The sequence below is a fragment of the Burkholderia sp. ZZQ-2 genome (assembly GCF_050768715.1).
Lineage (GTDB): Bacteria > Pseudomonadota > Gammaproteobacteria > Burkholderiales > Burkholderiaceae > Burkholderia > Burkholderia cepacia.
Genome location: NZ_LDVA01000087.1, coordinates 1 through 22,944 on the forward strand (window position 1 = coordinate 1; position 22,944 = coordinate 22,944).

The following is a 22,944-nucleotide window of genomic DNA, read 5'->3' on the forward strand; positions in this document are numbered from 1 at the left end:
CCCGCCCCGGCCGGCGCGAGCCAGATCCGCAGCAGGCGCAGCGGCTGGTCCCACGACGCGTTGGCTTCGCTGAGCATGACGCCGGTGCCGGCGCTCAAGCGCTGCACGCCGCCCGCACGCACGATTGCCCCGTTGCCGAGGCTGTCGCGGTGCGCGAGCGCGCCGTCGAGCACGTAGGTGACGATTTCCGCATCCCGGTACGGCCGCATCCCGTAGCCGCGGGTCGGCGCGATGCATTCCTCGTTCAGTTCGCGCAACGCGCCGAAGACCGGCGGCCCGCTCCGGGCGGACGCGCAAGGAAAGCTGTGAAGGAATTCGTGCCAGCCATGGCTGCGCTGGTCGCGATCGGCGGCGCGGCGGATCTGGAACATGGGACGGACACTCCGTGAGAGGCGCTGTTCTGGTATGCCGTCACTGTATGAGTGTGCCAATCGCGCCACAATCCACCGCTCGCGCACTGCATCGTTGCATCTGCGGATGCAATTGACCCAATGCCCGCTGCAAATGCGGCGATTATCGCAACAGCCGGATCAATGCCTCGAAGAATCGATCGGTCGGCCCGGATTGCCGGTTTCCGGGTATCGCGTTCGGGTAAAATACCGCCCTTTTGGCGTTCGCCGTTCCGGCGGCCGCCATCGCCAGAGCGCCGATCGGCGAATTTTGGCCGTCTAGAATACGCCGCGGCGCCCGGTCCGACCGGCCGCGAGCGCCCCCGGAAAGTCAGCAACAGAAGGATCGAAATGAAGAAGGCCGCCCTGTGCGCCGCCCTCGCCCTCGTGGCGGGCAGCGCCTTCGCGAAGGAGTGGAAGACCGTGCGGATCGGCGTCGACGCCAGCTACCCGCCGTTCGAGTCGACCGCGCCGAGCGGCGAGATCGTCGGGTTCGACGTCGATCTCACCAAGGAAATCTGCAAGCGGATCAACGTGAAATGCGTGTGGGTGGCGCAGGATCTCGACGGGATCATCCCGGCGCTGAAGGCGAAGAAGTACGACGTCATCGTGTCGTCGCTGACCGTCACGGACAAGCGCCGCGAACAGATCGACTTCTCCGACAAGGTATACGACGCGCCGGCGCGGATGATCGCGAAGGCCGGTTCGCCGCTGCTGCCGACGATCGCCTCGCTGAAGGGCAAGCGCGTGGGCGTCGAGCAGGGCTCGACGCAGGAAACCTACGCGAAGGCGTACTGGGAGCCGCAGGGTGTGACGATCATTCCTTACCAGAACCAGGACCAGGTCTATGCCGATCTCGGCTCGGGCCGCCTCGACGCGACGCTGCAGGACGAGCTGCAAGCTGACTACGGCTTCCTGCGCACGCCGCGCGGCAAGGGCTTCGCATTCGCCGGGCCGGAAGTGAAGGATCCGAAGACGATCGGCGACGGCACCGCGATCGGCCTGCGCAAGGAAGATACGGACCTGAAGCTCAAGATCAACAAGGCGCTGGCCGACATGCACAAGGACGGCACGTACGACCGGCTGTCGCACAAGTATTTCGCGTTCAGCGTCTATTCGGCTTCGGCCCGCTGAGCGTCGAAAAGAAGAGGTAACGGATGCGGGGGCGGCCCCGTGTCCGGGCAGTACAGGCAGTCGACCACGCGCCGCCCGCCCCCTCGCCCGCCGCTCGCGCGACGGGCTGGCCTGGCACCGATGCCGGGGCGGACGGTCATGATACGCACGGGGCGTTCCGCGCAGCTTGGCGGGCGCGTCTTTCGCGGCGCACCGCGTGCGCCCTACGGGACCCCACTAGGGACCACACCAGGGACCACATATGTTTCTACAAGGTTACGGCCCGCTGATCCTCGCGGGCACCTGGCAAACCGTCAAACTGGCGGTGCTTTCGCTTGCGCTGTCGTTCCTGCTGGGGCTGCTCGGCGCGGGCGCGAAGCTGTCGCGCAACCGCTTCACGAACGGCGTCGGCACCGTCTACACCACGCTGATCCGCGGCGTGCCCGACCTCGTGCTGATGCTGCTGCTGTTCTACAGCCTGCAGATCTGGCTGAACATGGCGACCGACGCGCTCGGCTGGGACCAGATCGACATCGACCCGTTCCTCGCCGGCGTGCTCGTGCTCGGCTTCATCTACGGCGCGTACTTCACCGAGACCTTCCGCGGTGCGTTCCTGTCGGTGCCGCGCGGCCAGCTCGAGGCCGGCAGCGCGTACGGGATGACCAGCTGGCAGGTGTTCACGCGGATCATGTTCCCGCAGATGATGCGCTTCGCGCTGCCGGGCATCGGCAACAACTGGCAGGTGCTCGTGAAGTCGACCGCGCTCGTGTCGATCATCGGCCTGGCCGATGTCGTGAAGGCGTCGCAGGACGCCGGCAAGGGCACGCTGCGGTTCTTCTTCTTCACGCTGATCGCGGGTGCCGTCTACCTCGCGATCACGACGATCTCGAACTTCGTGCTGATGTGGCTCGAAAAGCGCTACTCGACCGGCGTCCGCAAGGCTGACCTATGATCGACCTCATCCAAGAATACTGGCGCAACTACCTCTACACCGACGGCTACCGCATCACCGGCGTCGCGATCACGCTGTGGCTGCTGGTCGTGTCGATCGGCCTCGGCTTCTGCCTGTCGGTGCCGCTCGCGGTCGCGCGCGTGTCGAAGAAGAAGTGGCTGTCGGGCGCCGTGTGGCTCTATACGTACGTGTTCCGCGGCACGCCGCTCTACGTGCAGCTGCTGCTCTGCTACACGGGCCTCTACAGCCTGCAGGCCGTGCGCGGCACGCCGATGCTCGACGCGTTCTTCCGCGACGGGATGCACTGCACGCTGCTCGCGTTCACGCTGAACACCTGCGCGTACACCACCGAGATCTTCGCGGGCGCGATCAAGGCGACGTCGTACGGCGAGATCGAAGCCGCGCGTGCCTACGGGATGTCCACGTTCACGATGTATCGCCGCGTGATCCTGCCGTCGGCACTGCGCCGCGCGCTGCCGCTGTACAGCAACGAAGTGATCCTGATGCTGCACGCGACCACCGTCGCCTTCACCGCGACCGTGCCGGACATCCTGAAGATCGCCCGCGACGTGAACTCGGCGACCTACATGTCGTTCCATGCGTTCGGCATCGCCGCCCTGCTCTACCTCGTGATCTCGTTCACGCTCGTGTGGCTGTTCCGCCAGGCCGAGCGTCGCTGGCTCGCGTATCTGCGCCCGCAAGGCAAGTAAGTTTTCGCAGGACTATTGATGAATTCCCAGACTCAGAAGCTTTTCGTCGACGATCTGCACAAGCGATACGGCGACAACGAGGTGCTCAAGGGCGTGTCGCTGAAGGCGAACTCGGGCGACGTGATCAGCGTGATCGGCTCGTCCGGCTCCGGCAAGAGCACGATGCTCCGCTGCATCAACTTCCTCGAGCAGCCGAATGCGGGCCGCATCTTCGTCGACGGCGAGGAAGTGCGCACCGCGCTCGACAAGACGGGCGCGCTGCGCGCGGCCGATACGAAGCAGCTGCAGCGCGTGCGCACCAAGCTGTCGATGGTGTTCCAGCACTTCAATCTCTGGTCGCACATGAACGTGATCGAGAACGTGATGGAAGCGCCCGTGAACGTGCTCGGCATCCCGAAGAAGGAAGCCGAGGAGCGTGCGCGCGCGTATCTCGAGAAAGTCGGCCTCGCGCCGCGCGTCGAGAAGCAGTATCCGTCGCACCTGTCGGGCGGCCAGCAGCAGCGTGTCGCGATTGCGCGCGCGCTGGCGATGCATCCGGACGTGATGCTGTTCGACGAACCGACGTCGGCGCTCGACCCGGAACTGGTGGGTGAAGTGCTGAAGGTGATGCAGAAGCTCGCCGAGGAAGGCCGCACGATGATCGTCGTCACGCACGAGATGGGCTTCGCGCGCAACGTGTCGAACCATGTGATGTTCCTGCACCAGGGCCGCGTCGAGGAAGAAGGCGTGCCGTCCGAGGTGTTTGCCAACCCGAAGAGCGAACGCCTGCGCGGGTTCCTGTCCGGCAGCCTCAAGTAACGCGCACGAAACGCACGACGTTCGAACGGGCGCCTCGCGGCGCCCGTTTTGCGTTTACGTGGCATTTACGTGGCGTTCATGCGGCGCTCACCGGCGCGCTGTCGGCAAACGCGCGCAGTTCGTCGCCCGCGAGCCGGTAGCGCACCCATTCGCTCTGCGGCGCCGCGCCGACGCTCTCGTAGAAGCGGATCGCCGGCTCGTTCCAGTCGAGCACGCTCCACTCGAAACGCCCGCAGCCCGACTCGACCGCGATCCGCGCGAGCGCCTTCAGCAGCCGCAGCCCGGCGCCCGCGCCGCGAAAACGCGGCGACACGTACAGGTCCTCGAGATACAGCCCCTGCCGGGCGAGCCACGTCGAATACGAGAAGAAATACACGGCGAAGCCGGCCGGCTCGCCGTCGACCTCGCAGATCAGCGCGCGCGCCGGCGATCCGTCGCCGAACAGGCTGCGCTCGAGCGACGCGGGCGTCGCGACCACTTCGTGCTCCGCCTTCTCGTAGACGGCCAGTTCGGTAATGAAACGCAGGATCTGCGGCACGTCGGCGACGGTGGCGGAACGAATGTCGATTTGCACGGGATGAGCCCTCCTCCGGCCCGGACTTGAAACGGAAAGCGGCGCCGCGCAGCCGCGCTGGCGCCAATCAGATCGTCATGCTACGTTCACGCAGCGCCTGCAGGAAGTGCAGGTTTTTCATCCTGACCTGAACATGATGCATCCCGACCTGCGCCGTCTCGACCTGAACCTGCTGCTCGTGTTCGACGCGCTGTACCGCCACCGGTCCGTCGCCGCGGCCGCGCACGAGCTCGCATTGAGCCCGTCCGCGCTGAGCCACGCGCTCGCGCGGTTGCGCGACGCGATCGGCGATGCCCTGTTCGTGCGCCTCGGCAACGAGATGCAGCCGACCGTGCGCGCCGACGACATCGCCACCTGGGCCGGCGACGCGCTCGACGCGATGTCGAAGGGGCTTGCCCGCGCGCGCCGCTTCGATCCCGCGCAAAGCGACCGCACGTTCGTGTTCGCGGCGACCGACTACACGGCATTCGCGGTACTGCCGGCGTTTCTCGCGCGCATCCAGCATGTCGCGCCGCGGTTGCGGATCCGCGTCGTGCATTCCGACCGGAAGATCTCCGTCGACGAACTCGCGGCCGGCCGCATCGATTTCGCGCTCGGCTACCACGAGGAATCGGCGGCCGACGCGCCGGGCATCGAGGACTTCGACTGGTTCTCCGACGACTACGTCGTCATCGCGAGCGCCGCGCATCCGGACGTCCGCCGGCGGCTCACGCTCGACCAGTACCTGGCGGCACGCCACGTGGTCGTCACGCCGTGGAACGAGTCGCGCGGCGTCGTCGACCACGTGCTCGACCGGCTCGGCCTCGCACGGCAAGTCGCCGTGCAGTTGCCGACCGTGCTGGCCGCGCCGTTCCTGATTGCGGAATCCGCGCTGCTGATGACCGTGCCGAACCGCGCCGCGCAGGCGCTGCGGCACGCGGCGCCGATCCGCATCTTTCCGGCGCCGTTCGAGATCCCGCGCTACACCGTGAAGGTCTACTCGCACGCGAAGCACGCACGCACCGATGCGCATCGCTGGATTCGCACGCAGTTGCTCGAAGCGAGGCCGGAGCCTGCCTGACCGGAGCGCGCCGGCGCACCGCGTCGCGCGTTGCCGTGCCAGCGCGACAGGCACGGGCCGGCGACGTCCGGTGCCCGCCCAATCATTACGAAATACTTACCAATTCCTCTTGTATGGCGCTTACGCCCGCGCCCCCTGCAACGTCAATAGTGGCAATCCTTGATCCATGTTTGCGAAAGCTGTGTCTCCCTTGTGGGACAAGGGTTTTCCGTTAATTGCAAACCCTCGGCGCACCTGTTGCCCACCGTGTTGCATGGCAATTTGGCGACAGGTGTTAGTCAAACAACGATTTCCATCGCCACAAAATTGTATTTTTGCTAAATTAGTAACCAAAGTAGCAAAACGAAGTTCGTGAAATGTAGTTTAGCTTCACGACACTACAAGGAGACCCCGCAGGCCGACCCGGCTGCGCGGGACCGCTCAACGGTTTTCCGTCCGCTTGCCCGCGTGCTGCGCTTACCGGCCCTGCACGAGGTCTCCCTGGTTATCCCGCTTTTGCCCGGCGCTCGCGCTCCGGGCATCTCGTGCAGTCTGGGTTGACTTTTTGACAGGGTATGGAGGAGATGATGAAGAAAGCTTTGGTCGCGGCCGCGCTGATGGCTGCTGGGGTGGTGACGGCGCACGCGCAGAGCAGCGTCACGCTGTATGGTCGCCTGGATGCCGGCCTCGAGTACCTGAACGGCCTGCAAAACGGCCACCAGGTGCGCGCGGAAAGCGGCGACTGGGGCACCAGCCTGTGGGGCTTGAAGGGCACCGAAGACATCGGCGGCGGCAACAAGATCCTGTTCCACCTCGAAGGTGCGTTCAATACGATGACGGGCGGCTTCAGCGGCTCGATCTGGGATCGTTATGCGACGGTCGGTATCTCGAACGACCGCTACGGTACGCTGCTGCTGGGTCGTGAACTCGCGATCGCCAACGGCGTGTGGGACTTCGACCCGTTCGGCCAGTCGGCCTGGTCGACGGCATCGCTGGTGCGCGGTCGCAACTGGAACAAGACCAGCAACAACGTGTCGTACCAGTCGCCGCAGTTCTACGGCCTCGACTTCTACGGCCAGTTCTCGTTCTCCAACTCGACCAGCTTCAACGGCAACACGACGGCCGGCCAACCGGGCCGTGCAGCCGGCGCACAGGTCACCTATACGAATTCGCTGTTCCAGTTGCGCGGCATCTACGACGAAACGCGCGACAGCAACGGCCGCTTCTCGGACGTGTTCAACTACTCGCGTGAATACTTCGCGGGCGTGAACGTGTTCCTCGGCCAGTTCAAGGTTCAGGCCGCTTACCAGGCCTCGCGCGCGGACGGCAGCGGCGGCCCGGCAGTGAACGCCGGCGTGACGGGCACCCAGCAGGTCTGGGGCGGCGTGACGTGGCAGGCAACGCCGGCAGCGGCGCTGATCGCGGCCGTGTATCACGTGAACGCGAACCACGGCGGCGGCAACGCGAACATCTACACCGTCGGCGGCTCGTACAACATCTCGAAGCGCACGCTGTTCGACCTGCAGGTCGCGACGGTGCGCAACAGCAAGAACGCCAACTTCGGCCTGAACGCGAACGGCGCCGGTACGGCCGTGTCGACGGGCAACCCGAATCCGGGCGGCAGCCAGACCGGCGTCTACGCCGGCATCCAGCACCTGTTCTGATCAGGCGCCGTCAAAGAACGATTCGGCAACACTTTCCACGCTGCTGCGAGAGGCGCGTATCGGTGCGGTACCCACCCGGGTATCGCACCGTTTTTTATTGGCGGGGCCTGAAACGGCCCGCTGACGAATACGGCGCTCAGACGGCCGCTTCGTTCTCTTCGCCGGTGCGGATGCGGATCACGCGCTCGACATCCGACACGAAGATCTTGCCGTCGCCGATCTTGCCGGTGCGCGCCGCGCCGATCACCGCGTCGATCACCTGGTCGACCTGCGCTTCCGCGACGACGACCTCGATCTTCATCTTCGGCAGGAAGTCGACGACATATTCGGCGCCGCGATACAGCTCGGTATGCCCCTTCTGGCGGCCGAAGCCCTTCACTTCCGTCACGGTCAGGCCCGTGAGACCCACTTCGGCGAGCGCTTCGCGGACTTCGTCCAGCTTGAACGGCTTGATGATGGCAGTGATGCGTTTCATGGTGGTTGTCCCCCAATGCTCGTTTGGATGAAAAATCGCGACCCCGATTGTAAGCCTGCGAGCCGCATGCGGCCCAGCACGGCTCAGTCGAGGCGTTCGGTAAAACGTGACGTGATCGGGTAGCGCCAGTCACGCCCGAATGCGCGATGCGTGACGCGAATGCCGATCGGCGCCTGGCGGCGCTTGTATTCGTTGATCTTGATGAGCCGCGTCACGCGTTCGACGTCCGCCTGCGCATAACCGGCCGCGACGATCTCGGCGAGCGGCCGATCCTCTTCCATGTACATCCGCATGATCGCGTCGAGTACGTCGTACGGCGGCAGGCTGTCCTGGTCGGTCTGGTTCTCGCGCAGCTCGGCCGACGGCGCACGCGTGAGGATCCGCTCGGGGATCACGTCGCGCAGGGCATAGTCGGCCGTTTCGTTGCGATAGCGGCAGAGCCGGTACACGAGCGTCTTCGCGATGTCCTTGATCACCGCGAAGCCGCCGGCCATGTCGCCGTACAGCGTGCAGTAGCCGACCGCCATCTCGCTCTTGTTGCCGGTCGTCAGCACGATCGAGCCGAACTTGTTCGACAGCGCCATCAGCAGCGTGCCGCGGATGCGCGCCTGGATGTTCTCTTCCGTCGCGTCTTCCGCGCGGCCCGCGAACTCGCCCGCGAGCGATGCGCGGAATGCGTCGAACATCGGCGCGATCGCGATCTCGTCGTAGCGCACGCCGACGCGCCGCGCCATGTCCGCCGCGTCGGTGGTCGAGATGTCGGCCGTGAAGCGCGACGGCATCATCACCGCGCGCACGCGCCCGGGCCCGAGCGCATCGCATGCGACCGCGAGCACCAGCGCCGAATCGACACCGCCCGACAGCCCGATCAGCACGCCCGGAAAGCCGTTCTTGCCGATGTAGTCGCGCACGCCGGTCACGAGCGCGCGGTACACCTGCGCGTCGGTCGACAGCTCGGGCGCGATCGCGCCGGGCAGCGGCCGCGCGCCGTCGAATTCGACGATCGCGTGCCCTTCGTCGAACTGCGGCATCCTCGCGACGAGCGCGCCCTGCGCGTCGAGCACGAACGAGCCGCCGTCGAATACGAGTTCGTCCTGGCCGCCGACGAGGTTCACGTACACCATCGGCAGCCCGGTTTCGCGAATCCGCGCGCGCAGGATGTCGACGCGCACCGCTTCCTTGTTCATGTGGTACGGCGAGCCGTTCGGGATCAGCAGCACCTGCGCGCCGGCCGCCTTCGCGATCTGCGCGGCCGATGCATGCCACGCATCCTCGCAGATGATCACGCCGTACTTCACGCCGTTCAGCTCGAACACGAGCGGCTCGGCGTCCGTCGCGAAGTAGCGCTTCTCGTCGAACACCTCGGTGTTGGGCAGGTCCTGCTTGCGGTAGGTGCCGACGATCTCGCCGCCGACGATCAGCGATACCGCGTTGTAGGTATCGGTGGGCGGCACGCCGCGCTCGATCGGGCGGTTTGCATTACCATCGACGGCTGGCGCATGCGGATCGCCGCCCGGCGCAGCGCGCAACGGATGGCCGACCAGCACCGCGAGCCCGTCGAACGCCTTCAAGGCGCCGGCGAGCGCGTCGAGCGCGGCGGCCGCCGCCGCGTAGAACGCCGGCCGCAGCAGCAGGTCTTCCGGCGGATAGCCGGACAGCGCAAGTTCGGGTGCGATCATCAGCTGCGCACCATCGTTGTGCGCGGCGCGTGCGGCCGCGACGATCCGCGCGACGTTGCCGGCGAAATCGCCAACGGTGACGTTGATCTGGGCGAGAGCGAGTCGGGTCTTCATGGCGGGATTGGCGCAGCCCGGCGGCGCGCCCTGAACGGCTGACGAAATCGTCCCGGTGCGGGCCACGCAGGCCCTCGCATCCGGCGACACAGAACGGTACGGATTCACGCTTGAAACACGAACGCATCGATTATCGCACGGGCATCCTGTCGTCCCCCGCGGAGGTGCCGGCCGACGAATGGAACGCACTGCTCGCCCGCGACGCGCAGCCGACGCCCTTCCTGCGCCACGAATTCCTCGACGCGCTGCACGTCGCGCGCTGCGCGGTCGACGACACCGGCTGGTCGCCGCATTTCGTCACGCTGACCGACGAGCGCACCGGCCGCCTCGCGGCCGCCGCGCCCGTCTACGCGAAGCAGCATTCGTACGGCGAATACGTGTTCGACTGGGCCTGGGCCGACGCGTACCAGCGCAACGACCTGCCCTACTACCCGAAGCTGCTGTGCGCGGTGCCGTTCACGCCCGTGCAGGGCACGCGCCTGCTCGCGGCCGACGACGATGCGCGCCGCCGGCTCGCGGCCACGCTGCTCGCATTCGCCGAGCAGAGCGACGTGTCGTCGCTGCACGTGCTGTTCCCGACCGGCGACGAAGCGGCGCTCCTCGAATCGATGGGCATGATGCTGCGCGAAGGCGTGCAGTTCCACTGGATCAACGACGGCTACCGCCACTTCGACGATTTCCTCGGCACGCTCGAGCAGAAGAAGCGCAAGAACATCCGCGCGGAGCGGCGCAAGGTGCACGAGGCGGGCGTGACGTTCCGGCGGCTGACCGGCGACCGGATCACCGACGCCGACTGGCGCTTCTTCTCGCGCTGCTACCGGCAGACCTATCGCGAACACTATTCGAGCCCGTACCTGAACCTCGACTTCTTCCGCACGATCGGTGCGACGATGCCCGAGAACCTGCTGCTCGTGATCGCGGAAGCCGGCGGCCAGCCGATCGCGAGCGCACTCGCCGTCTACCGGCGCGGCGAGAACGGCGGCGGCACGCTGTACGGCCGCTACTGGGGAGCGGTCGAGCACGTGCCGTGCCTGCATTTCGAGACGGCCTACTACCAGCTGCTCGAATTCTGCATCGAGGCCGGGCTCGACACGTTCGAAGGCGGCGCGCAGGGCGAACACAAGCTCGCACGCGGCTTCCTGCCGACCGTCACGCACTCCGCGCACTGGCTCGCGCACCCGGCATTCTCCGACGCCGTCGCGCGCTTTCTCGAACGCGAGACCGAGCATATCCACGCGTACGTCGACGAATTGCGCGAACACGATCCGTTCCGGCGCGGCGCCGGAACGTGACGGTACGTGCCGGCATGCGGCGAGACCACGACCGGCCTCGCCGCATGCCGCGCGGCCGCCCGGCTCAGTGCGCGGCGAGCGTCACCGTCGTCGACTGCGCCTGCGGGTCACGCGACGAAGCCGCCGCCGACAGCCCGTAGCTGCCCGCGGCGATCCGCCACGCATGCGCATTCGCATCCCACACCGCGAAGCGCTGCGCCGGCACCGCAACGCTGACGGTACGCGCCTCGCCCGGCTGCAGCGCGACCTTGGTCCAGCCGACGAGGCGCTTCGGCGGTTCGCCGAGCGACGCGGGCAGTGCCGCGTAGATCTGCACCGTCTGCGCACCGGCCCGCGCGCCGGTGTTCGTCACCGTCACGCCGACCGTCACGTTGCCTGCCGCATCGGCCCGCGCGGACATCGCCGACAACGCATACGTCGTGTACGACAGCCCGTAGCCGAACGGGAACAGCGGCTCGATCGCCTTCGCGTCGAACCAGCGATAGCCGTACGCGAGCCCTTCCGCGTAGACGGTCTGCGTGCGCGACGGATCGATCGCCGGCTGCGGCAGGTCAGCCTCCTGCTTCGGGAACGTCAGCGGCAGCCGGCCTGACGGGTTCGCATCGCCGAACAGCAGATCGGCGATTGCCTGGCCGCCCTGCGCGCCGGGATACCACGCTTCGAGCACGCCATGCACGTTCGCGAGCCACGGCATCAGCACGGGGCTGCCGTTCTCGAGCACGACGATCACGCGCTTCGCCTTCGCCGCGACCGCCGCAATCAGCACGTTCTGGTCGTATTGCTGGTTGTACGGATCGGCCTTCGCATCGGGCAGCGACAGGCTCGCGAGGTCGAGCCCTTCCGTCTGCCACTGCGTCGCGAACACGATCGCGACATCGGCCTGCGCGGCCGCGCTCGCCGCGGCATTCGCGTCGGTTCCGTCGAGGTAGCTGACCGCCGCGTTCGGCGCCTTCGCGCGAATCGCCGCGAGCGGCGCGGACTTGTACCACGTCGCACAGCCGCCGAACAGCGTGTCGGCGGGTTGCTGGCAGGTCGTCACCGCATTGCCGTCGATCGCCGGCACCGCGCCCGAGCCGCCGCCCGACAGCACGCCCGCGTCCGCATGCCCGCCGATCACGACGACCGACTTCAGCGCGCCGGCCGCCAGCGGCAGCACGGGCTGCGCATCGCCGGGCGCGGCCGCGTTCTTCAGCAGCACCGCGGATTGCCGCGCGATCGCGAGCGCATCGGCGTTGCCGGCCGCTTCGTCGATCGCGCCGCCCGGCTTCGGCGGTGCGTCCATCACGCCGATGCGGATCAGCGTGCGCAGCTTGCGCTGCACCATGTCGTTCAGCCGTGCGGCCGACACGCTGCCGGCCTGCAGCGCCGCACGCAGCTTCGTGTTGAAGAACGAGCCGAGCGGTGCGTTGTTGTCGTCCGCCGCGCCCGGCTCCTCCTCGTCGAGCCCCGCCTGCACGGCCGCGACCGTCGAATGCGTCGCGCCCCAGTCGGACTGCACGACGCCCTTGAAGCCCCATTCGTTCTTCAGCACCGTGGTCAGCAGATACGGGTTCTCGCACGCGTACACGCCGTTCAGCTTGTTGTACGAGCACATCACGTTGCCCGGCTGGCCGTCCTTCACGCCGATCTCGAACGCGAGCAGTTCGGCCTCGCGCATGGTCCGCTCGTCGACGACCGAATCGATCGTCATCCGGTTGGTTTCCTGGTCGTTGAACGCGAAATGCTTGATCGTCGCGATCACCTTCTGCGCCTGCGTCGCCTGGGTGCGCGCGGCGCTCAGCGTGCCCGCCAGCACCGGATCCTCGCCCATGTATTCGAACGTGCGGCCGTTGCGCGGCTCGCGCGCGAGGTTCACGCCGCCGCCGAGCCCTTCCGCGAACCCGAGCGCACGCAGTTCGAGCGCGATACGCGTGCCGTAGGTGCCGGCGAGCGCCGGGTCCCACGTCGCCGCGAGCGCGACCGGCGCCGGCAGCGCGGTCACGCGCGCGTTCTTCACGTTCACGCCGCCCGCCGAATCGGCGCTGCTGACGGCCGGAATGCCGAGCCGCGGCACGCCCGGGATGTAGCTCGCGCCATTGAGTGCGTCGGCCGGGAACGGGCCGCCCAGGTCGAGCGCCGGCAGGCCCGTGCCGTGCACGAGCTGCAGTTTCTCGTCGGTCGTCAGTTGCGCGACGAGCGCGGCCGCGCGCTGGTCGGCCGCGGCATCGGGGTCGGCCGGCGCGGCCGGACCCGCGTGGATGTCGTCGCCGCCGCACGACGCGAGCAGCACCGTGAGCGCGCACGCGGACGCAATCGTCGAACACCGGAACAGCGAAGTTTTCATTGATCCTCCTGAATCGTTCTGTTGTACTTGTCGCCACACTCCAGCGTCCGAGTCTAAAAATTGACCGGTCACCACGCTTGACCGGCAGGAGCATGCGTTGACCTCTCGCAGCGGGGACAAACCCGAACGGCATGACGAAGGGGGACAGACATGGAGTTGCAACAGAAATCGGTATCCGTGCGGATCTACCGCTGGCTGTGCGAAGACGCGCGCGCGAACGGCATCGATCTCGCACCGCTTTACGACACGCTCGGCATCGGTCCGGCCGAGCTTGCCGACGACACGCGCCGCATCGCGGGCGACCGGCACGTCGCCGCGATGCGGCTCACGAGCGCATGGCCGCTGTCGTGGCATCGCCCGCCGCCGCAGGTCGTGCCGTGGCTCGTGCCGTTCCCGGAACTCGCGGGCGTCACGTGCAACGCGGCGACACTGCGCGACGCGCTGCACGGCTACCTGCACTATCGCGAGCTGATCGGCAACGTCGACTGGGTCTTCGCGCATGAGAACGGCGACGCGATCGCGCTCGAATACGTGAACGAAGGCGACGGCCGGCACGCGGGCAGCGCGTTCGCGAACCTCGCGATCCTCGCCGCGCTCGCCCGCCTGTACGATCCGCACGTGTGCGTCGACGACGCCGCCTTCGCCGGCCGCGCGTTCGCACCCGCCGCCGCGCTGCGCGACATGCTCGGTGCACCGATGTCGTTCGATGCCGCGCACAACCGCATCGTGCTGCGCTCCGCGCACTTCGACACGCCGTTCGAACGCTACAACGCGCCGCTCGCCGGCATTCAGCGTCACGCGGCCGACGCCGCGCGCGAGCGTGTACGCGTGCGCTCGACGTTCGGCTCGTCGGTCGAGCAATGCGTGCGCGACTGGCTGCGTACTGCCGACGAAGCCGATGTACCGACCGACACGCTGATGCAGCACGTGTGCACGCGCTTCGCGATGTCGCGCTGGACGCTGCGCCGGCGGCTGCATCGCGAGGCGGTCGGCTTTCATGCGCTCGTCGCGCAGGCGCGGCTCGGCGAGGCGCGCGACCTGCTGCTGAATACGCAACTGCCGATCGGCGAGATCGGCGTGCGCGTCGGCTTCCGTTCGACGAGCGCGTTCACGCGCTTCTTCACGCGCGAACTCGGCGCAGCGCCGAGCCGTTTTCGCGACGGGCACGGCGATCGATGGCGTTGACGCGCGCCTTTTCTGAGACACTGGCGGCTTCGCATCCCGCCGCCCTGCCATGTCCTGGTTTCTGTACCTGATCGAATGCGCCGACGACAGCATCTACACGGGCATCACGACCGATGTCTCCGCGCGCTTCGACGAGCACGCGTCCGGCAAGGGCGCGCGCTACACGCGCTCGCACAAGCCGCGCGCGGTGCTCGCGTCGTTTCCGCTGCCCGACCGGTCGATCGCATCGCGGGCCGAGTACTGGGTGAAGCGGCTCACGGCCGCGCAGAAACGCGAACTGGCGGCCGGGATCCGGACGCTCGAGTCGGTGTTGCCGGCCGGGATGCCGATCGACGGGAACGTCGATGCGGCCGGGTTGAAGGCAGGGTTGAAGGCCGGTAAGCGCGGGCCAAAGAAGGCGAAGGCGCAGTCTGTCGACATCGCGGCGCAGGCCGCTGAAACGGACAAGCCCGTCAAGAAAGCCGCGAAGGCCGGGAATGACGGGAAAGCGTCCGTGCCCGCAAAAACCGTGAAGCGCGGACAGGCCGCGCAGGCGCCCAAGAAGACCAAGGCCACGCCTGCCACGAAGCGTGCGAAGACCGACGACGCGGCCGAAGTGAAAAAGGGCTCGTCTCGCGGCAAGGCGGCCACGAAGGCCACGAAGGCCGCACCGAAGCAGAAAGCGCCGGCAGCCGGCGGCAAGTCCGTCGCCAAACCACGCACCGACGTTGCTTCCGCGCCGGCGCGCAGCCGCGAATCGCCAACAAAGACCACCATCGACGCGGTCGAAACCCCGGCGAATCCGGTCACCGCCACCGGCCGCGCCACGCGCGCGAATCGTGCGAGAAGCGCATCGAACGCGAACGCCCTGCCTGCGCCGGCCCCCGCGCGCCCCCGAAAGAAGGCCACCCCGGGCGCCGGCCCGCGCACAAAACAAAACCGCGCGGCCTCCTGACGAGACACGCGCGGTTTGCGTTCCGAACGAACCGGCCGCGAGGCCGGCCAGCCGGCTTACTTCTTGTAGTTCGCTGCGCCGTCGGCGATTTCCTTGTGCGCGGCTTCGATGCCGGCCCAGCCTTCGACCTTCACCCACTTGCCCTTCTCGAGCGCCTTGTATTGCTCGAAGAAGTGCTTGATCTGGTCCTTCAGGTACTCGGGCACGTCGTCGATCGACTTCAGGTTGGCCGTCATCGGGCAGACCTTGTCGTGCGGCACCGCGACCAGCTTCGCGTCGACGCCCGACTCGTCGGTCATCTGCAGCATGCCGAGCACGCGCGAACGCACGATCGAGCCTGCCAGCAGCGGGAACGGCGTGATCACCAGCACGTCGACCGGATCGCCGTCGCCCGACAGCGTCTGCGGGATGTAGCCGTAGTTCACCGGATAGCGCATGCCCGTGCCGATGAAACGGTCGACGACGAGGAGGCCCAGTTCCTTGTCCGCCTCGTACTTCACCGGGTCGCTTTGCGCGGGAATCTCGATGATCACGTTGAAATCTTGCGGCAGGTCCTTGCCGGCCGGAACATGGTTGAAGCTCATGAGCACTCTCTGTAGGTCGATGGGAATTCGGGACAGGGCGCCGCGGCCGATGCATCGCCGCAGGCGTCCCCCAACGGAATGCGCCATTATAGCCAATCGACCGGTGGCGTCCGGATGACGATCGGCGCGATAATCGTTCCCGATGTCCGGCCGTCGAACCACCGGCCGCGTTGCATGGAATCGGCGTCGGCGCCGGAGCACCGTCGGCGGTCGACGCGAAGACAGGAGCACGCATGGAAGAGGCGAAGCACTTCATCGCAGGCGAATGGACGTTGCCTGCGCAACTGGAAACCATCGCGGTCGTCGATCCGTCCGACGGCCAGCCGTTCGCAGCCATTGCCCGCGGCACGGCGCCCGACATCGAGCGTGCGGTCGCCGCGGCCCGCGACGCGTTCGCGGGCCCATGGGGCGCCAAAAGCGCCGCCGAGCGCGGCCGCGTGCTGATGCGGCTGTCGGCGCGCGTGGCCGATTCCCTCGAGGAACTCGCCACGATCGAGGCACGCGACACCGGCAAGCCGCTCAAGCAGGCACGCGCGGATGCCGCCGCGCTCGCGCGCTACTTCGAGTTCTACGCAGGCGCGGCCGACAAGCTGCACGGCGAAACCCTTCCCTACCAAGCCGGCTACACCGTGCTGACGGTGCGCGAGCCGCACGGCGTCACGGGCCACATCGTGCCGTGGAACTACCCGATGCAGATTTTCGGGCGCAGCGTCGGCGCCGCGCTCGCGGCCGGCAATGCATGCGTCGTCAAGCCGGCCGAGGATGCGTGCCTGTCGTTGCTGCGCGTCGCCGAGCTGGCCGCCGAGGCCGGGCTGCCGGCCGGCGCGCTCAACATCGTCACCGGCTACGGCCATGAGGCCGGCGCCGCGCTCGCGCGCCATCCCGGCATCGACCACATCTCGTTCACGGGCTCCCCGGCCACCGGCAAGCTGGTCACGCAGATGGCGGCCGAGAACCACGTACCCGTCACGCTCGAACTCGGCGGCAAGTCGCCGCAGATCGTGTTCGCCGATGCCGACCTCGAGGCGGCGCTGCCCGTGCTCGTATCGGCGATCGTGCAGAACGGCGGGCAGACCTGCTCGGCCGGCAGCCGCGTGCTGATCGAGCGCGCGGTGTACGAGCCGCTCGTCGAGCGGCTCGCCACCGCGTTCAACGGGCTGCGCGTCGGCCCGAGCCGCGCCGACCTCGACTGCGGCCCGCTGATCAACGCGAAGCAGCAGCAGCGCGTGTGGGATTTCCTGTCCGACGCGCAGCACGACGGCATTCCGATGGCCGCGCATGGGCAGGTCGTCGCCGAGGCACCCGAAAGCGGCTTCTACCAGGCACCCGCGCTGTTGCGCGACGTGCCGCCGTCGCACCGGCTCGCGCAGGAGGAAGTGTTCGGCCCCGTGCTCGCCGCGATGCGTTTCGTCGACGAAGACGAAGCCGTCGCGCTGGCGAACGGCACGCCGTACGGCCTCGTCGCGGGCATCTGGACGCGCGACGGCGCACGCCAGATGCGTATCGCGCGGCGCCTGCGGGCCGGCCAGGTGTTCATCAACAACTATGGCGCGGGCGGCGGCGTCGAGCTGCCGTTCGGCGGTGTCGGCCATTCGGGGCATGGCCGCGAGAAAGGCTTCGAGGCACTGTACGGCTTCACCGCGCTGAAAACGATCGCGATCCGGCACGGCTGAACACGCGGCAAGCAGGACGCGGCATGCGGCCGGCAGCGCGCGGCCGCATGCCGAAGCACGACGACACTAAATCCAGCACAGGAGACACACCATGCGGTTGAGCGGCAAGACGGCCATCGTCACGGGCGGCGGCTCGGGGTTCGGCGAAGGCATCGCGAAGACATATGCGCGCGAAGGCGCGAACGTCGTCGTCAACGACCTGAACGGCGCGGCGGCCGAGCGTGTCGCGAGCGAGATCGCGCTCGCGGGCGGCAAGGCAATCGCGGTGGCCGGCGACGTGTCGCGGCAGGACGACTGGCACGCGCTGCTGCAGGCGACGCTCGACGATTTCCACGCGGTGCAGATCGTCGTGAACAACGCGGGCACCACGCACCGCAACAAGCCGGTGCTCGACGTGACGGAGGCCGAATTCGACCGCGTGTACGCGGTCAACATGAAAAGCCTGTTCTGGTGCGTGCAGACCTTCGTTCCGTACTTCCGCGGGCGGGGCGGCGGCGTGTTCGTGAACGTCGCGTCGACGGCCGGCGTGCGGCCGCGGCCGGGCCTCGTCTGGTACAACAGCACGAAGGGCGCGATGATCACCGCGAGCAAGTCGCTCGCGGCCGAACTCGGCGCCGACCGCATCCGCGTGAACTGCATCAACCCCGTGCTCGGCGAAACCGCGTTGATGACGGAGTTCATGGGCTGCGAGGATACCCCCGAGAACCGCAGCCGCTTCCTCGCGACGATCCCGCTCGGCCGCTTCTCGACGCCGCAGGACATCGCGAACGCGGCGCTGTACCTGGCATCCGACGAGGCCGAGTTCATCACGGGCGTCTGTCTCGAAGTCGACGGCGGGCGCTGCATCTAGCCGTATCCCCCTTGCCGCAGCGTGCCGCGGCCGGCAACCGCCGCGGCACACGCGCATGGCTTCGCACGACTCCGGACCAGGCACCGCTACGCCTTCTCCGGCCAATTACAAGGACAGGAGACAACATGGCAACATCGACGCAGTCGCTGCCGGGCTCGTCCGGCGCATTCGAGGAAGCAACCTATCGCAAGGTGTCGTGGCGGCTCGTGCCGCTCCTGCTGCTGTGCTACGTGGTCGCGTATCTCGACCGCGTGAACGTCGGCTTCGCGAAGCTGCAGATGGCGAGCGACCTGAATCTCAGCGACACCGTCTACGGGCTCGGCGCCGGAATCTTCTTCTTCGGCTATTTCCTCTTCGAAGTACCGAGCAACATCATCCTGCACAAGGTCGGCGCGCGCGTGTGGATCGCCCGCATCATGGCGACGTGGGGCGTGATCTCGATCCTGACGATGTTCGTCACGACGCCCGCGATGTTCTACGTGATGCGCTTCCTGCTCGGCGTCGCCGAGGCAGGCTTCTTCCCCGGCGTGATCCTCTACCTCACCTACTGGTATCCCGCGCACCGGCGCGGCCGGATGACGACGTTCTTCATGACGGCGGTCGCGTTGTCCGGCGTGATCGGCGGGCCGATCTCGGGCTTCATCCTGAAGGCGTTCGACGGCGTGAGCGGCTGGCACGGCTGGCAATGGCTGTTCCTGCTCGAAGGCATCCCGTCGGTGCTCGCCGGCGTGCTCGTGTTCTTCTCGCTCGACGAGCGGATCTCGAAGGCGAAGTGGCTGACCGACGAGGAAAAGGCGCTGCTCACCCGCAACGTCGACGCGGAGGAAGCGACCAAGGAAGACCTGCCGCTCGGCACCGTGATGTCGAGCCCGCGCGTGTGGCTGATGGCGCTGATCTATTTCTCGTTCGTGATGGGGCTCTACGGCGTCGGCTTCTGGCTGCCGACGATCATCAAGGCCACCGGCGTGACCGACACGTTCATGATCGGCCTGCTGTCGGCGATTCCGTATGCGGCCGCGGTGGTCGCGATGATCCTGATCGCGCGCAGCGCGGACCGGCACCGCGAACGCCGCTGGCACGTCGCGATTCCGGCCGCGATCGGCGCGTTCGGGCTCGTGCTGTCGGTGGTCTGGGCGCACCAGACCGCGCTCGCGATGCTCGGCCTCACGCTCGCGACGATCGGCATCCTGACCACGCTGCCGCTGTTCTGGAGCCTGCCGACCGCGTTCCTCGGCGGCACGGCGGCCGCTGCCGGCATCGCGATGATCAACTCGATCGGCAACCTCGCCGGCTTCCTGAGCCCGTACCTGATGGGCTGGCTCAAGCAGGCGACGGGCGCCAACGATTCGGGCATGTACATGCTCGCCGGGTTCCTCGTGCTCGGCGGGCTGCTCGCGCTGTCGGTGCCGAAGCGGCTGGTCGACAAATGACACGGGGCGCATCGGCGCCTCCCTGCCGGCGGACGATCCGCCCCGGAAACGCCCCGCTGGCCGGAACCGCTCCGGCCAGCGGGGCGTTTCTGCTTCCACATGCGTGCCGCCCGGACGATGCCGGCGCGGTATCCCGCCAGCTCTGATGCCATGATTCCCGCAATACCCCCAATTGATCCTTATTTCATGGAACAATAGGGAACATATTGAGCATCACGAGCCGATCATGTTCCATACCGTCGACGAGTCCGCCGCCCGCCTGCGCCTCCACCCGAAGACCGTCCTGCGCTTCATCCGCGAGGGCAAGCTGCGTGCGACGCGGGTCGGCCGCGCCTACCGCATCCTCGACACCGACCTCGCCGCGTTCGCGCAAACCGAGCCGGCCGCGCCCGTGCCGCGTGCGGTGCGCGTCACCAGCATCGTCGACATTCCGGACGCGTCGCAGTCGCTGCACCAGTACCTGTCGCGATCGCTGCATGCGATGGCGTCCGGCCGCACGTCGTACGTCGATCCCGTGCGGATCGACGTCACGTTCGATCCCGCCGCGAGCCAGGTCAAGATCATCGTCGCCGCGACGCCGGCCGACACGGCCGTGCTGATGTCGTCGCTCGAGGCGCTGCTGCAGCAAAGCGGGACATGAGCGCGATCTTCAGGTCGCCGCGCCATGCACGCGCCATTCGCGCGGCTTACGACGCCGCGCTGTCGCACTGGCCGGCCGGGCATCGGCGCGTCACGGTGCAGACGCGCCATGGCGCGACGCACGTGATCACCTGCGGCCCCGAGCACGCGCCGCCGGTCGTGCTGATCCACGGCGCGCAGACGACGGCGGCGAGCTGGCAGCATTACGCGGCGCAATGGTCGACACACTTCCGGCTCCATGCGATCGACGTGATCGGCGAAGCAGGACCGAGCGCGCCGTCGCGACTGCCGCTTGAGGGCGACGCGCATGCGCAGTGGCTCGACGACGTGCTGGACGGCCTGCAGGTGTCACGTGCCGCGTTCGTCGGCATCTCGCTCGGGGCACGAACGGCGCTCGACTTCACGTTGCGGCGGCCGGCACGCGTGACGCGGCTCGCGCTGCTCTGCCCGTCCGGCATCGGCCGGCAGAAGCGGTTTCTGTGGTGGGCGCTGCCGCTGTTACTGCTCGGCGATGCCGGGCGCGCGTGCGTGCGACGGCGCGTGCTCGGCCGCCTGCCGCCCGCGTCGACGGCGGCCGAACGTGACACGCTCGCGCTGATGCACGCCGTCGATCGCGGGTTTTGCCCGCGCATCGAACCGATTCCGGTGTTCGCCGACAACGTGCTGCGCACGCTGTCGGTGCCCACGCTGGCGATCGTCGGCGGCCGCGACGTGATGCTCGACTCGCGCGACACGCGTGAGCGCCTGACGCGTCTCGTGCCGCACGCGCAGATCCTGTTTCTTCCCGAGCAGCCCCACTTCATCCGCGGGCAACGCGACACCGTACTCGCGTTTCTCGCGTCGACGGAAACCATCGACATGCCCCACCGAATCGTTCAGGCAGCCGGCCGCCGCGTGCTGGTCCGTGATCCCTCCGCCGCCGTCGTGCAGCGGGAAAGCGATGCGCTCGACCTCGTCGCCCTCGCGCACGAGCACGAAGCCGACTGGATCGCGGTGCCCGCGGACGCGCTGCACGACGACTTCTACCGGCTCGAAAGCGGCCTCGCGGGCGCCGTCCTGCAGAAGCTCGTCAACTACGGCGTCAGGCTCGGCGTGGTCGGCGACATCGAGCGCTGGCTCACCCGCAGCGAAGCGTTCCGCGCACTCGTGCGCGAATCGAATCGCGGGCAATCGGTGTGGTTCGTCGCCAGCGAGGACGACCTGCTGCGCAAGCTAGACGCATGACGTGTCGTCCGGGCCCGCCCTGGACGAAAAAAAGCCCCGAAGGCCTTCCGGCATTCGGGGCTTTCTTGCGCGGGTTGCGCGGGCCGCCTGCGGCAGGCAGCCACGCCGCCCGCGTCAGACCACGGTGATCGCGAGCGCGCTTTCGCGGTAGTGCTTCGCGGCCTTGTCGGTTTCGCCGAGATGCTCGAACAGGCGCGCGAGCGCACGATGCGCACGCACCTTCAGCGCCTCGTTGTCGGCGAGCTTCAGCGCCGATTCGAGGAACGACTGCGCCTTGCCCCACAGCTGCTGCTGCTGGCACAGGCGGCCGAGCGCGAACAGCAGGTCGGCATCCTCCGGGTGATCCTTCTTCCACCCTTCGGCCTTCTGGATCAGCGGCAGCGCATCGGCGCCGGCCGTATCCGGGTAACGGCGCAGCAGGCGCGCATCCCAGTTGTGGGCAAGCGCGTCCTCGACGATGCGGCGCGCTTCGTTGCGGCGCTCGAGCGGAACGAGAAGATCGGCCGCGAGATCGGCGAGACGCGGCGACTGGCGCTCGACCGGCGACAGCGACTGCCACACCTCGAGCAGCGCGTCCGGGTCGTGCCGGCGTTCGCGCAGCAGGTTTTCCGCAGCCTGCTGGCGCAGCCGCACGGCCGCGGCCGGATGCAGCGCCTCGCGCTTCTCGAGCGCCTTCGCAAGCTTCAGCACCTCGGCCCAGTTTTTCAGCTGCTGCTGCGCGCGCAGCGCAACCTGCTGCGCATGGATACGCTTGCCGCCCGCCTGCAGGTCGGCCAGCGCGGCGAGCGCGCCGTCGGCATCGCGCGCGTCCGCGCGCATGTCGGCCGCGGCGAGCAGCCGTGCGTCCTGCCACTCGGGTGCGTCGACCTTCGACAGCCAGTCGTCGCGACGCGTGTACTCGTGCATCCGGTGCGCGGCAGTCGCCGCGACGAGACTCGCCGCGCCCTGGTTCGCGTCGACCGACAGCGCTTCACGCGCGGCCTTCTCCGCGCGCGAGAAGCGGCCCGCGTACAGGTTCGCGATCGCGTCGCGCAGCGATGCCTGCGCCTTCTCGTTGCGCGAACGCGCGCGATACGCGGCGACCCGCTGCGGCATGCGCCAGATGTTGCGCACGATGCGCAGCAGCGCATACACGACGATGAACAGCACGACGATGGCGATCACGAACAGGTTCAGCGACACGTCGATCCGGTACGGCGGATAGACGAGCAGCACCTGCCCCGCGTCGAAACGGCCGACGGTGGCGAGCGCAGCGGCGATCGCGAACAGGACCGCGAGCCAGACGATTCCTCGAAGCGTCATC

The 22,944-nt window shown here is 67.8% G+C and carries 21 protein-coding genes and 1 pseudogene; 15 read left to right on the forward strand and 7 right to left on the reverse strand.

Translation table 11 applies throughout. The features are described from left to right. Positions 1 to 371: pirin family protein (locus tag ABY44_RS03785; RefSeq protein WP_431640881.1), on the reverse strand; the 371-nt coding region annotated here is incomplete at its 3' end. Positions 372 to 740: 369 nt separating this feature from the next. Here ABY44_RS03785 and ABY44_RS03790 point away from each other — a divergent pair. From ABY44_RS03790 to ABY44_RS03805, 4 genes are all read left to right on the forward strand, one after another. Then, the gene (locus tag ABY44_RS03790) at positions 741 to 1,523 is read left to right on the forward strand and encodes an ABC transporter substrate-binding protein (RefSeq protein WP_021158492.1); all 783 of its coding nucleotides are present in this window, start codon (positions 741 to 743) and stop codon (positions 1,521 to 1,523) included. A gap of 241 nt (positions 1,524 to 1,764) precedes the next feature. After that, positions 1,765 to 2,454 (forward strand): ABC transporter permease, encoded by a 690-nt coding sequence (locus ABY44_RS03795; protein ID WP_027786761.1) that lies wholly within the window; start codon positions 1,765 to 1,767, stop codon positions 2,452 to 2,454. Continuing rightward, complete coding sequence (locus tag ABY44_RS03800) at positions 2,451 to 3,164, forward strand: ABC transporter permease (RefSeq protein ID WP_027786760.1); 714 nt, start codon at positions 2,451 to 2,453, stop codon at positions 3,162 to 3,164. The genes ABY44_RS03795 and ABY44_RS03800 overlap by 4 nt, the downstream gene beginning before the upstream one ends. 18 nt (positions 3,165 to 3,182) lie before the next feature. After that, entirely contained in the window at positions 3,183 to 3,962 is a 780-nt protein-coding gene (locus tag ABY44_RS03805; RefSeq protein WP_027786759.1) for an ABC transporter ATP-binding protein, read from the forward strand. 76 nt (positions 3,963 to 4,038) lie between these two features. Here ABY44_RS03805 and ABY44_RS03810 read toward each other — a convergent pair whose 3' ends face one another. After that, positions 4,039 to 4,536: a GNAT family N-acetyltransferase gene (locus tag ABY44_RS03810; RefSeq protein WP_021158490.1), complete on the reverse strand. Its 498-nt coding sequence runs from the start codon at positions 4,534 to 4,536 to the stop codon at positions 4,039 to 4,041. 133 nt (positions 4,537 to 4,669) lie between these two features. Here ABY44_RS03810 and ABY44_RS03815 point away from each other — a divergent pair, with 133 nt between their 5' ends. Together ABY44_RS03815 and ABY44_RS03820 are read left to right on the forward strand one after the other, a co-directional pair. Further along, positions 4,670 to 5,596 (forward strand): LysR family transcriptional regulator, encoded by a 927-nt coding sequence (locus ABY44_RS03815; protein WP_060174821.1) that lies wholly within the window; start codon positions 4,670 to 4,672, stop codon positions 5,594 to 5,596. A gap of 563 nt (positions 5,597 to 6,159) precedes the next feature. Then, on the forward strand, positions 6,160 to 7,239 hold the full coding sequence (locus tag ABY44_RS03820; protein ID WP_034195856.1) for a porin: 1,080 nt from the start codon (positions 6,160 to 6,162) through the stop codon (positions 7,237 to 7,239). Positions 7,240 to 7,375: 136 nt separating this feature from the next. Here ABY44_RS03820 and ABY44_RS03825 read toward each other — a convergent pair whose 3' ends face one another. Next, positions 7,376 to 7,714 carry a P-II family nitrogen regulator gene (locus ABY44_RS03825; protein WP_006398637.1) on the reverse strand — a complete coding sequence of 113 codons (339 nt, stop codon included), beginning with the start codon at positions 7,712 to 7,714 and terminating at the stop codon, positions 7,376 to 7,378. An 83-nt stretch (positions 7,715 to 7,797) separates the two neighbouring features. After that, the gene (locus tag ABY44_RS03830) at positions 7,798 to 9,507 is read right to left on the reverse strand and encodes an NAD+ synthase (RefSeq protein ID WP_060174822.1); all 1,710 of its coding nucleotides are present in this window, start codon (positions 9,505 to 9,507) and stop codon (positions 7,798 to 7,800) included. A 110-nt stretch (positions 9,508 to 9,617) separates the two neighbouring features. Here ABY44_RS03830 and ABY44_RS03835 point away from each other — a divergent pair, with 110 nt between their 5' ends. Continuing rightward, complete coding sequence (locus ABY44_RS03835; protein ID WP_060174823.1) at positions 9,618 to 10,799, forward strand: GNAT family N-acetyltransferase; 1,182 nt, start codon at positions 9,618 to 9,620, stop codon at positions 10,797 to 10,799. A 64-nt stretch (positions 10,800 to 10,863) separates the two neighbouring features. Here the strand turns inward: ABY44_RS03835 and ABY44_RS03840 are convergent, their stop codons facing one another. Continuing rightward, positions 10,864 to 13,122, reverse strand: a complete 2,259-nt coding sequence (locus ABY44_RS03840) for a glycoside hydrolase family 3 C-terminal domain-containing protein (protein ID WP_060174824.1) — start codon at positions 13,120 to 13,122, stop codon at positions 10,864 to 10,866. Positions 13,123 to 13,272: 150 nt separating this feature from the next. Between ABY44_RS03840 and ABY44_RS03845 the strand changes: the two genes are divergently transcribed. The 3 genes and pseudogenes from ABY44_RS03845 to ABY44_RS03855 all read left to right on the forward strand — a co-directional run bounded on the left by ABY44_RS03845 (position 13,273) and on the right by ABY44_RS03855 (position 15,241). Beyond that, a complete protein-coding gene (locus ABY44_RS03845) occupies positions 13,273 to 14,307 on the forward strand; it encodes a helix-turn-helix transcriptional regulator (protein WP_060083247.1) in 1,035 nt (344 codons plus the stop codon). 49 nt (positions 14,308 to 14,356) lie between these two features. Next, positions 14,357 to 14,518 (forward strand): annotated as a pseudogene (locus ABY44_RS03850) (GIY-YIG nuclease family protein); the annotation flags it as partial. Positions 14,519 to 14,551: 33 nt separating this feature from the next. Beyond that, positions 14,552 to 15,241, forward strand: a complete 690-nt coding sequence (locus ABY44_RS03855; protein ID WP_431640891.1) for a GIY-YIG nuclease family protein — start codon at positions 14,552 to 14,554, stop codon at positions 15,239 to 15,241. A gap of 56 nt (positions 15,242 to 15,297) precedes the next feature. Here ABY44_RS03855 and ppa read toward each other — a convergent pair whose 3' ends face one another. Further along, a complete protein-coding gene (ppa, locus tag ABY44_RS03860) occupies positions 15,298 to 15,825 on the reverse strand; it encodes an inorganic diphosphatase (RefSeq protein WP_027786751.1) in 528 nt (175 codons plus the stop codon). A gap of 233 nt (positions 15,826 to 16,058) precedes the next feature. Between ppa and ABY44_RS03865 the strand changes: the two genes are divergently transcribed. The 5 genes from ABY44_RS03865 (at position 16,059) to ABY44_RS03885 (ending at position 21,641) form a co-directional block, all read left to right on the forward strand. Further along, positions 16,059 to 17,498: an aldehyde dehydrogenase family protein gene (locus ABY44_RS03865; RefSeq protein WP_027786750.1), complete on the forward strand. Its 1,440-nt coding sequence runs from the start codon at positions 16,059 to 16,061 to the stop codon at positions 17,496 to 17,498. A 91-nt stretch (positions 17,499 to 17,589) separates the two neighbouring features. Further along, positions 17,590 to 18,348, forward strand: a complete 759-nt coding sequence (locus ABY44_RS03870) for an SDR family oxidoreductase (RefSeq protein WP_060174826.1) — start codon at positions 17,590 to 17,592, stop codon at positions 18,346 to 18,348. 125 nt (positions 18,349 to 18,473) lie between these two features. After that, on the forward strand, positions 18,474 to 19,778 hold the full coding sequence (locus tag ABY44_RS03875) for an MFS transporter (RefSeq protein WP_431640887.1): 1,305 nt from the start codon (positions 18,474 to 18,476) through the stop codon (positions 19,776 to 19,778). A gap of 226 nt (positions 19,779 to 20,004) precedes the next feature. After that, positions 20,005 to 20,418 carry a helix-turn-helix domain-containing protein gene (locus tag ABY44_RS03880; protein WP_059486205.1) on the forward strand — a complete coding sequence of 138 codons (414 nt, stop codon included), beginning with the start codon at positions 20,005 to 20,007 and terminating at the stop codon, positions 20,416 to 20,418. After that, positions 20,415 to 21,641 (forward strand): alpha/beta fold hydrolase, encoded by a 1,227-nt coding sequence (locus ABY44_RS03885; protein WP_060174828.1) that lies wholly within the window; start codon positions 20,415 to 20,417, stop codon positions 21,639 to 21,641. The genes ABY44_RS03880 and ABY44_RS03885 overlap by 4 nt, the downstream gene beginning before the upstream one ends. 114 nt (positions 21,642 to 21,755) lie before the next feature. Here ABY44_RS03885 and ABY44_RS03890 read toward each other — a convergent pair whose 3' ends face one another. Beyond that, positions 21,756 to 22,943: a heme biosynthesis protein HemY gene (locus ABY44_RS03890; RefSeq protein WP_011352869.1), complete on the reverse strand. Its 1,188-nt coding sequence runs from the start codon at positions 22,941 to 22,943 to the stop codon at positions 21,756 to 21,758. Position 22,944: the final 1 nt, after the last annotated feature.

Bases quoted from the DNA above. Each gene is read 5' to 3' on its own strand.
- ABY44_RS03845 (WP_060083247.1), top strand. From the start codon at position 13,273: ATGGAGTTGCAACAGAAATCGGTATCCGTGCGGATCTACCGCTGGCTG.
- ABY44_RS03840 (WP_060174824.1), bottom strand. From the start codon at position 13,122: ATGAAAACTTCGCTGTTCCGGTGTTCGACGATTGCGTCCGCGTGCGCG.
- ABY44_RS03890 (WP_011352869.1), bottom strand. From the start codon at position 22,943: ATGACGCTTCGAGGAATCGTCTGGCTCGCGGTCCTGTTCGCGATCGCC.
- ABY44_RS03825 (WP_006398637.1), bottom strand. From the start codon at position 7,714: ATGAAACGCATCACTGCCATCATCAAGCCGTTCAAGCTGGACGAAGTC.
- ABY44_RS03820 (WP_034195856.1), top strand. From the start codon at position 6,160: ATGATGAAGAAAGCTTTGGTCGCGGCCGCGCTGATGGCTGCTGGGGTG.
- ABY44_RS03880 (WP_059486205.1), top strand. From the start codon at position 20,005: ATGTTCCATACCGTCGACGAGTCCGCCGCCCGCCTGCGCCTCCACCCG.
- ABY44_RS03815 (WP_060174821.1), top strand. From the start codon at position 4,670: ATGATGCATCCCGACCTGCGCCGTCTCGACCTGAACCTGCTGCTCGTG.
- ABY44_RS03885 (WP_060174828.1), top strand. From the start codon at position 20,415: ATGAGCGCGATCTTCAGGTCGCCGCGCCATGCACGCGCCATTCGCGCG.
- ABY44_RS03865 (WP_027786750.1), top strand. From the start codon at position 16,059: ATGGAAGAGGCGAAGCACTTCATCGCAGGCGAATGGACGTTGCCTGCG.
- ABY44_RS03805 (WP_027786759.1), top strand. From the start codon at position 3,183: ATGAATTCCCAGACTCAGAAGCTTTTCGTCGACGATCTGCACAAGCGA.
- ABY44_RS03795 (WP_027786761.1), top strand. From the start codon at position 1,765: ATGTTTCTACAAGGTTACGGCCCGCTGATCCTCGCGGGCACCTGGCAA.
- ABY44_RS03830 (WP_060174822.1), bottom strand. From the start codon at position 9,507: ATGAAGACCCGACTCGCTCTCGCCCAGATCAACGTCACCGTTGGCGAT.
- ABY44_RS03875 (WP_431640887.1), top strand. From the start codon at position 18,474: ATGGCAACATCGACGCAGTCGCTGCCGGGCTCGTCCGGCGCATTCGAG.
- ppa (WP_027786751.1), bottom strand. From the start codon at position 15,825: ATGAGCTTCAACCATGTTCCGGCCGGCAAGGACCTGCCGCAAGATTTC.
- ABY44_RS03790 (WP_021158492.1), top strand. From the start codon at position 741: ATGAAGAAGGCCGCCCTGTGCGCCGCCCTCGCCCTCGTGGCGGGCAGC.
- ABY44_RS03870 (WP_060174826.1), top strand. From the start codon at position 17,590: ATGCGGTTGAGCGGCAAGACGGCCATCGTCACGGGCGGCGGCTCGGGG.
- ABY44_RS03800 (WP_027786760.1), top strand. From the start codon at position 2,451: ATGATCGACCTCATCCAAGAATACTGGCGCAACTACCTCTACACCGAC.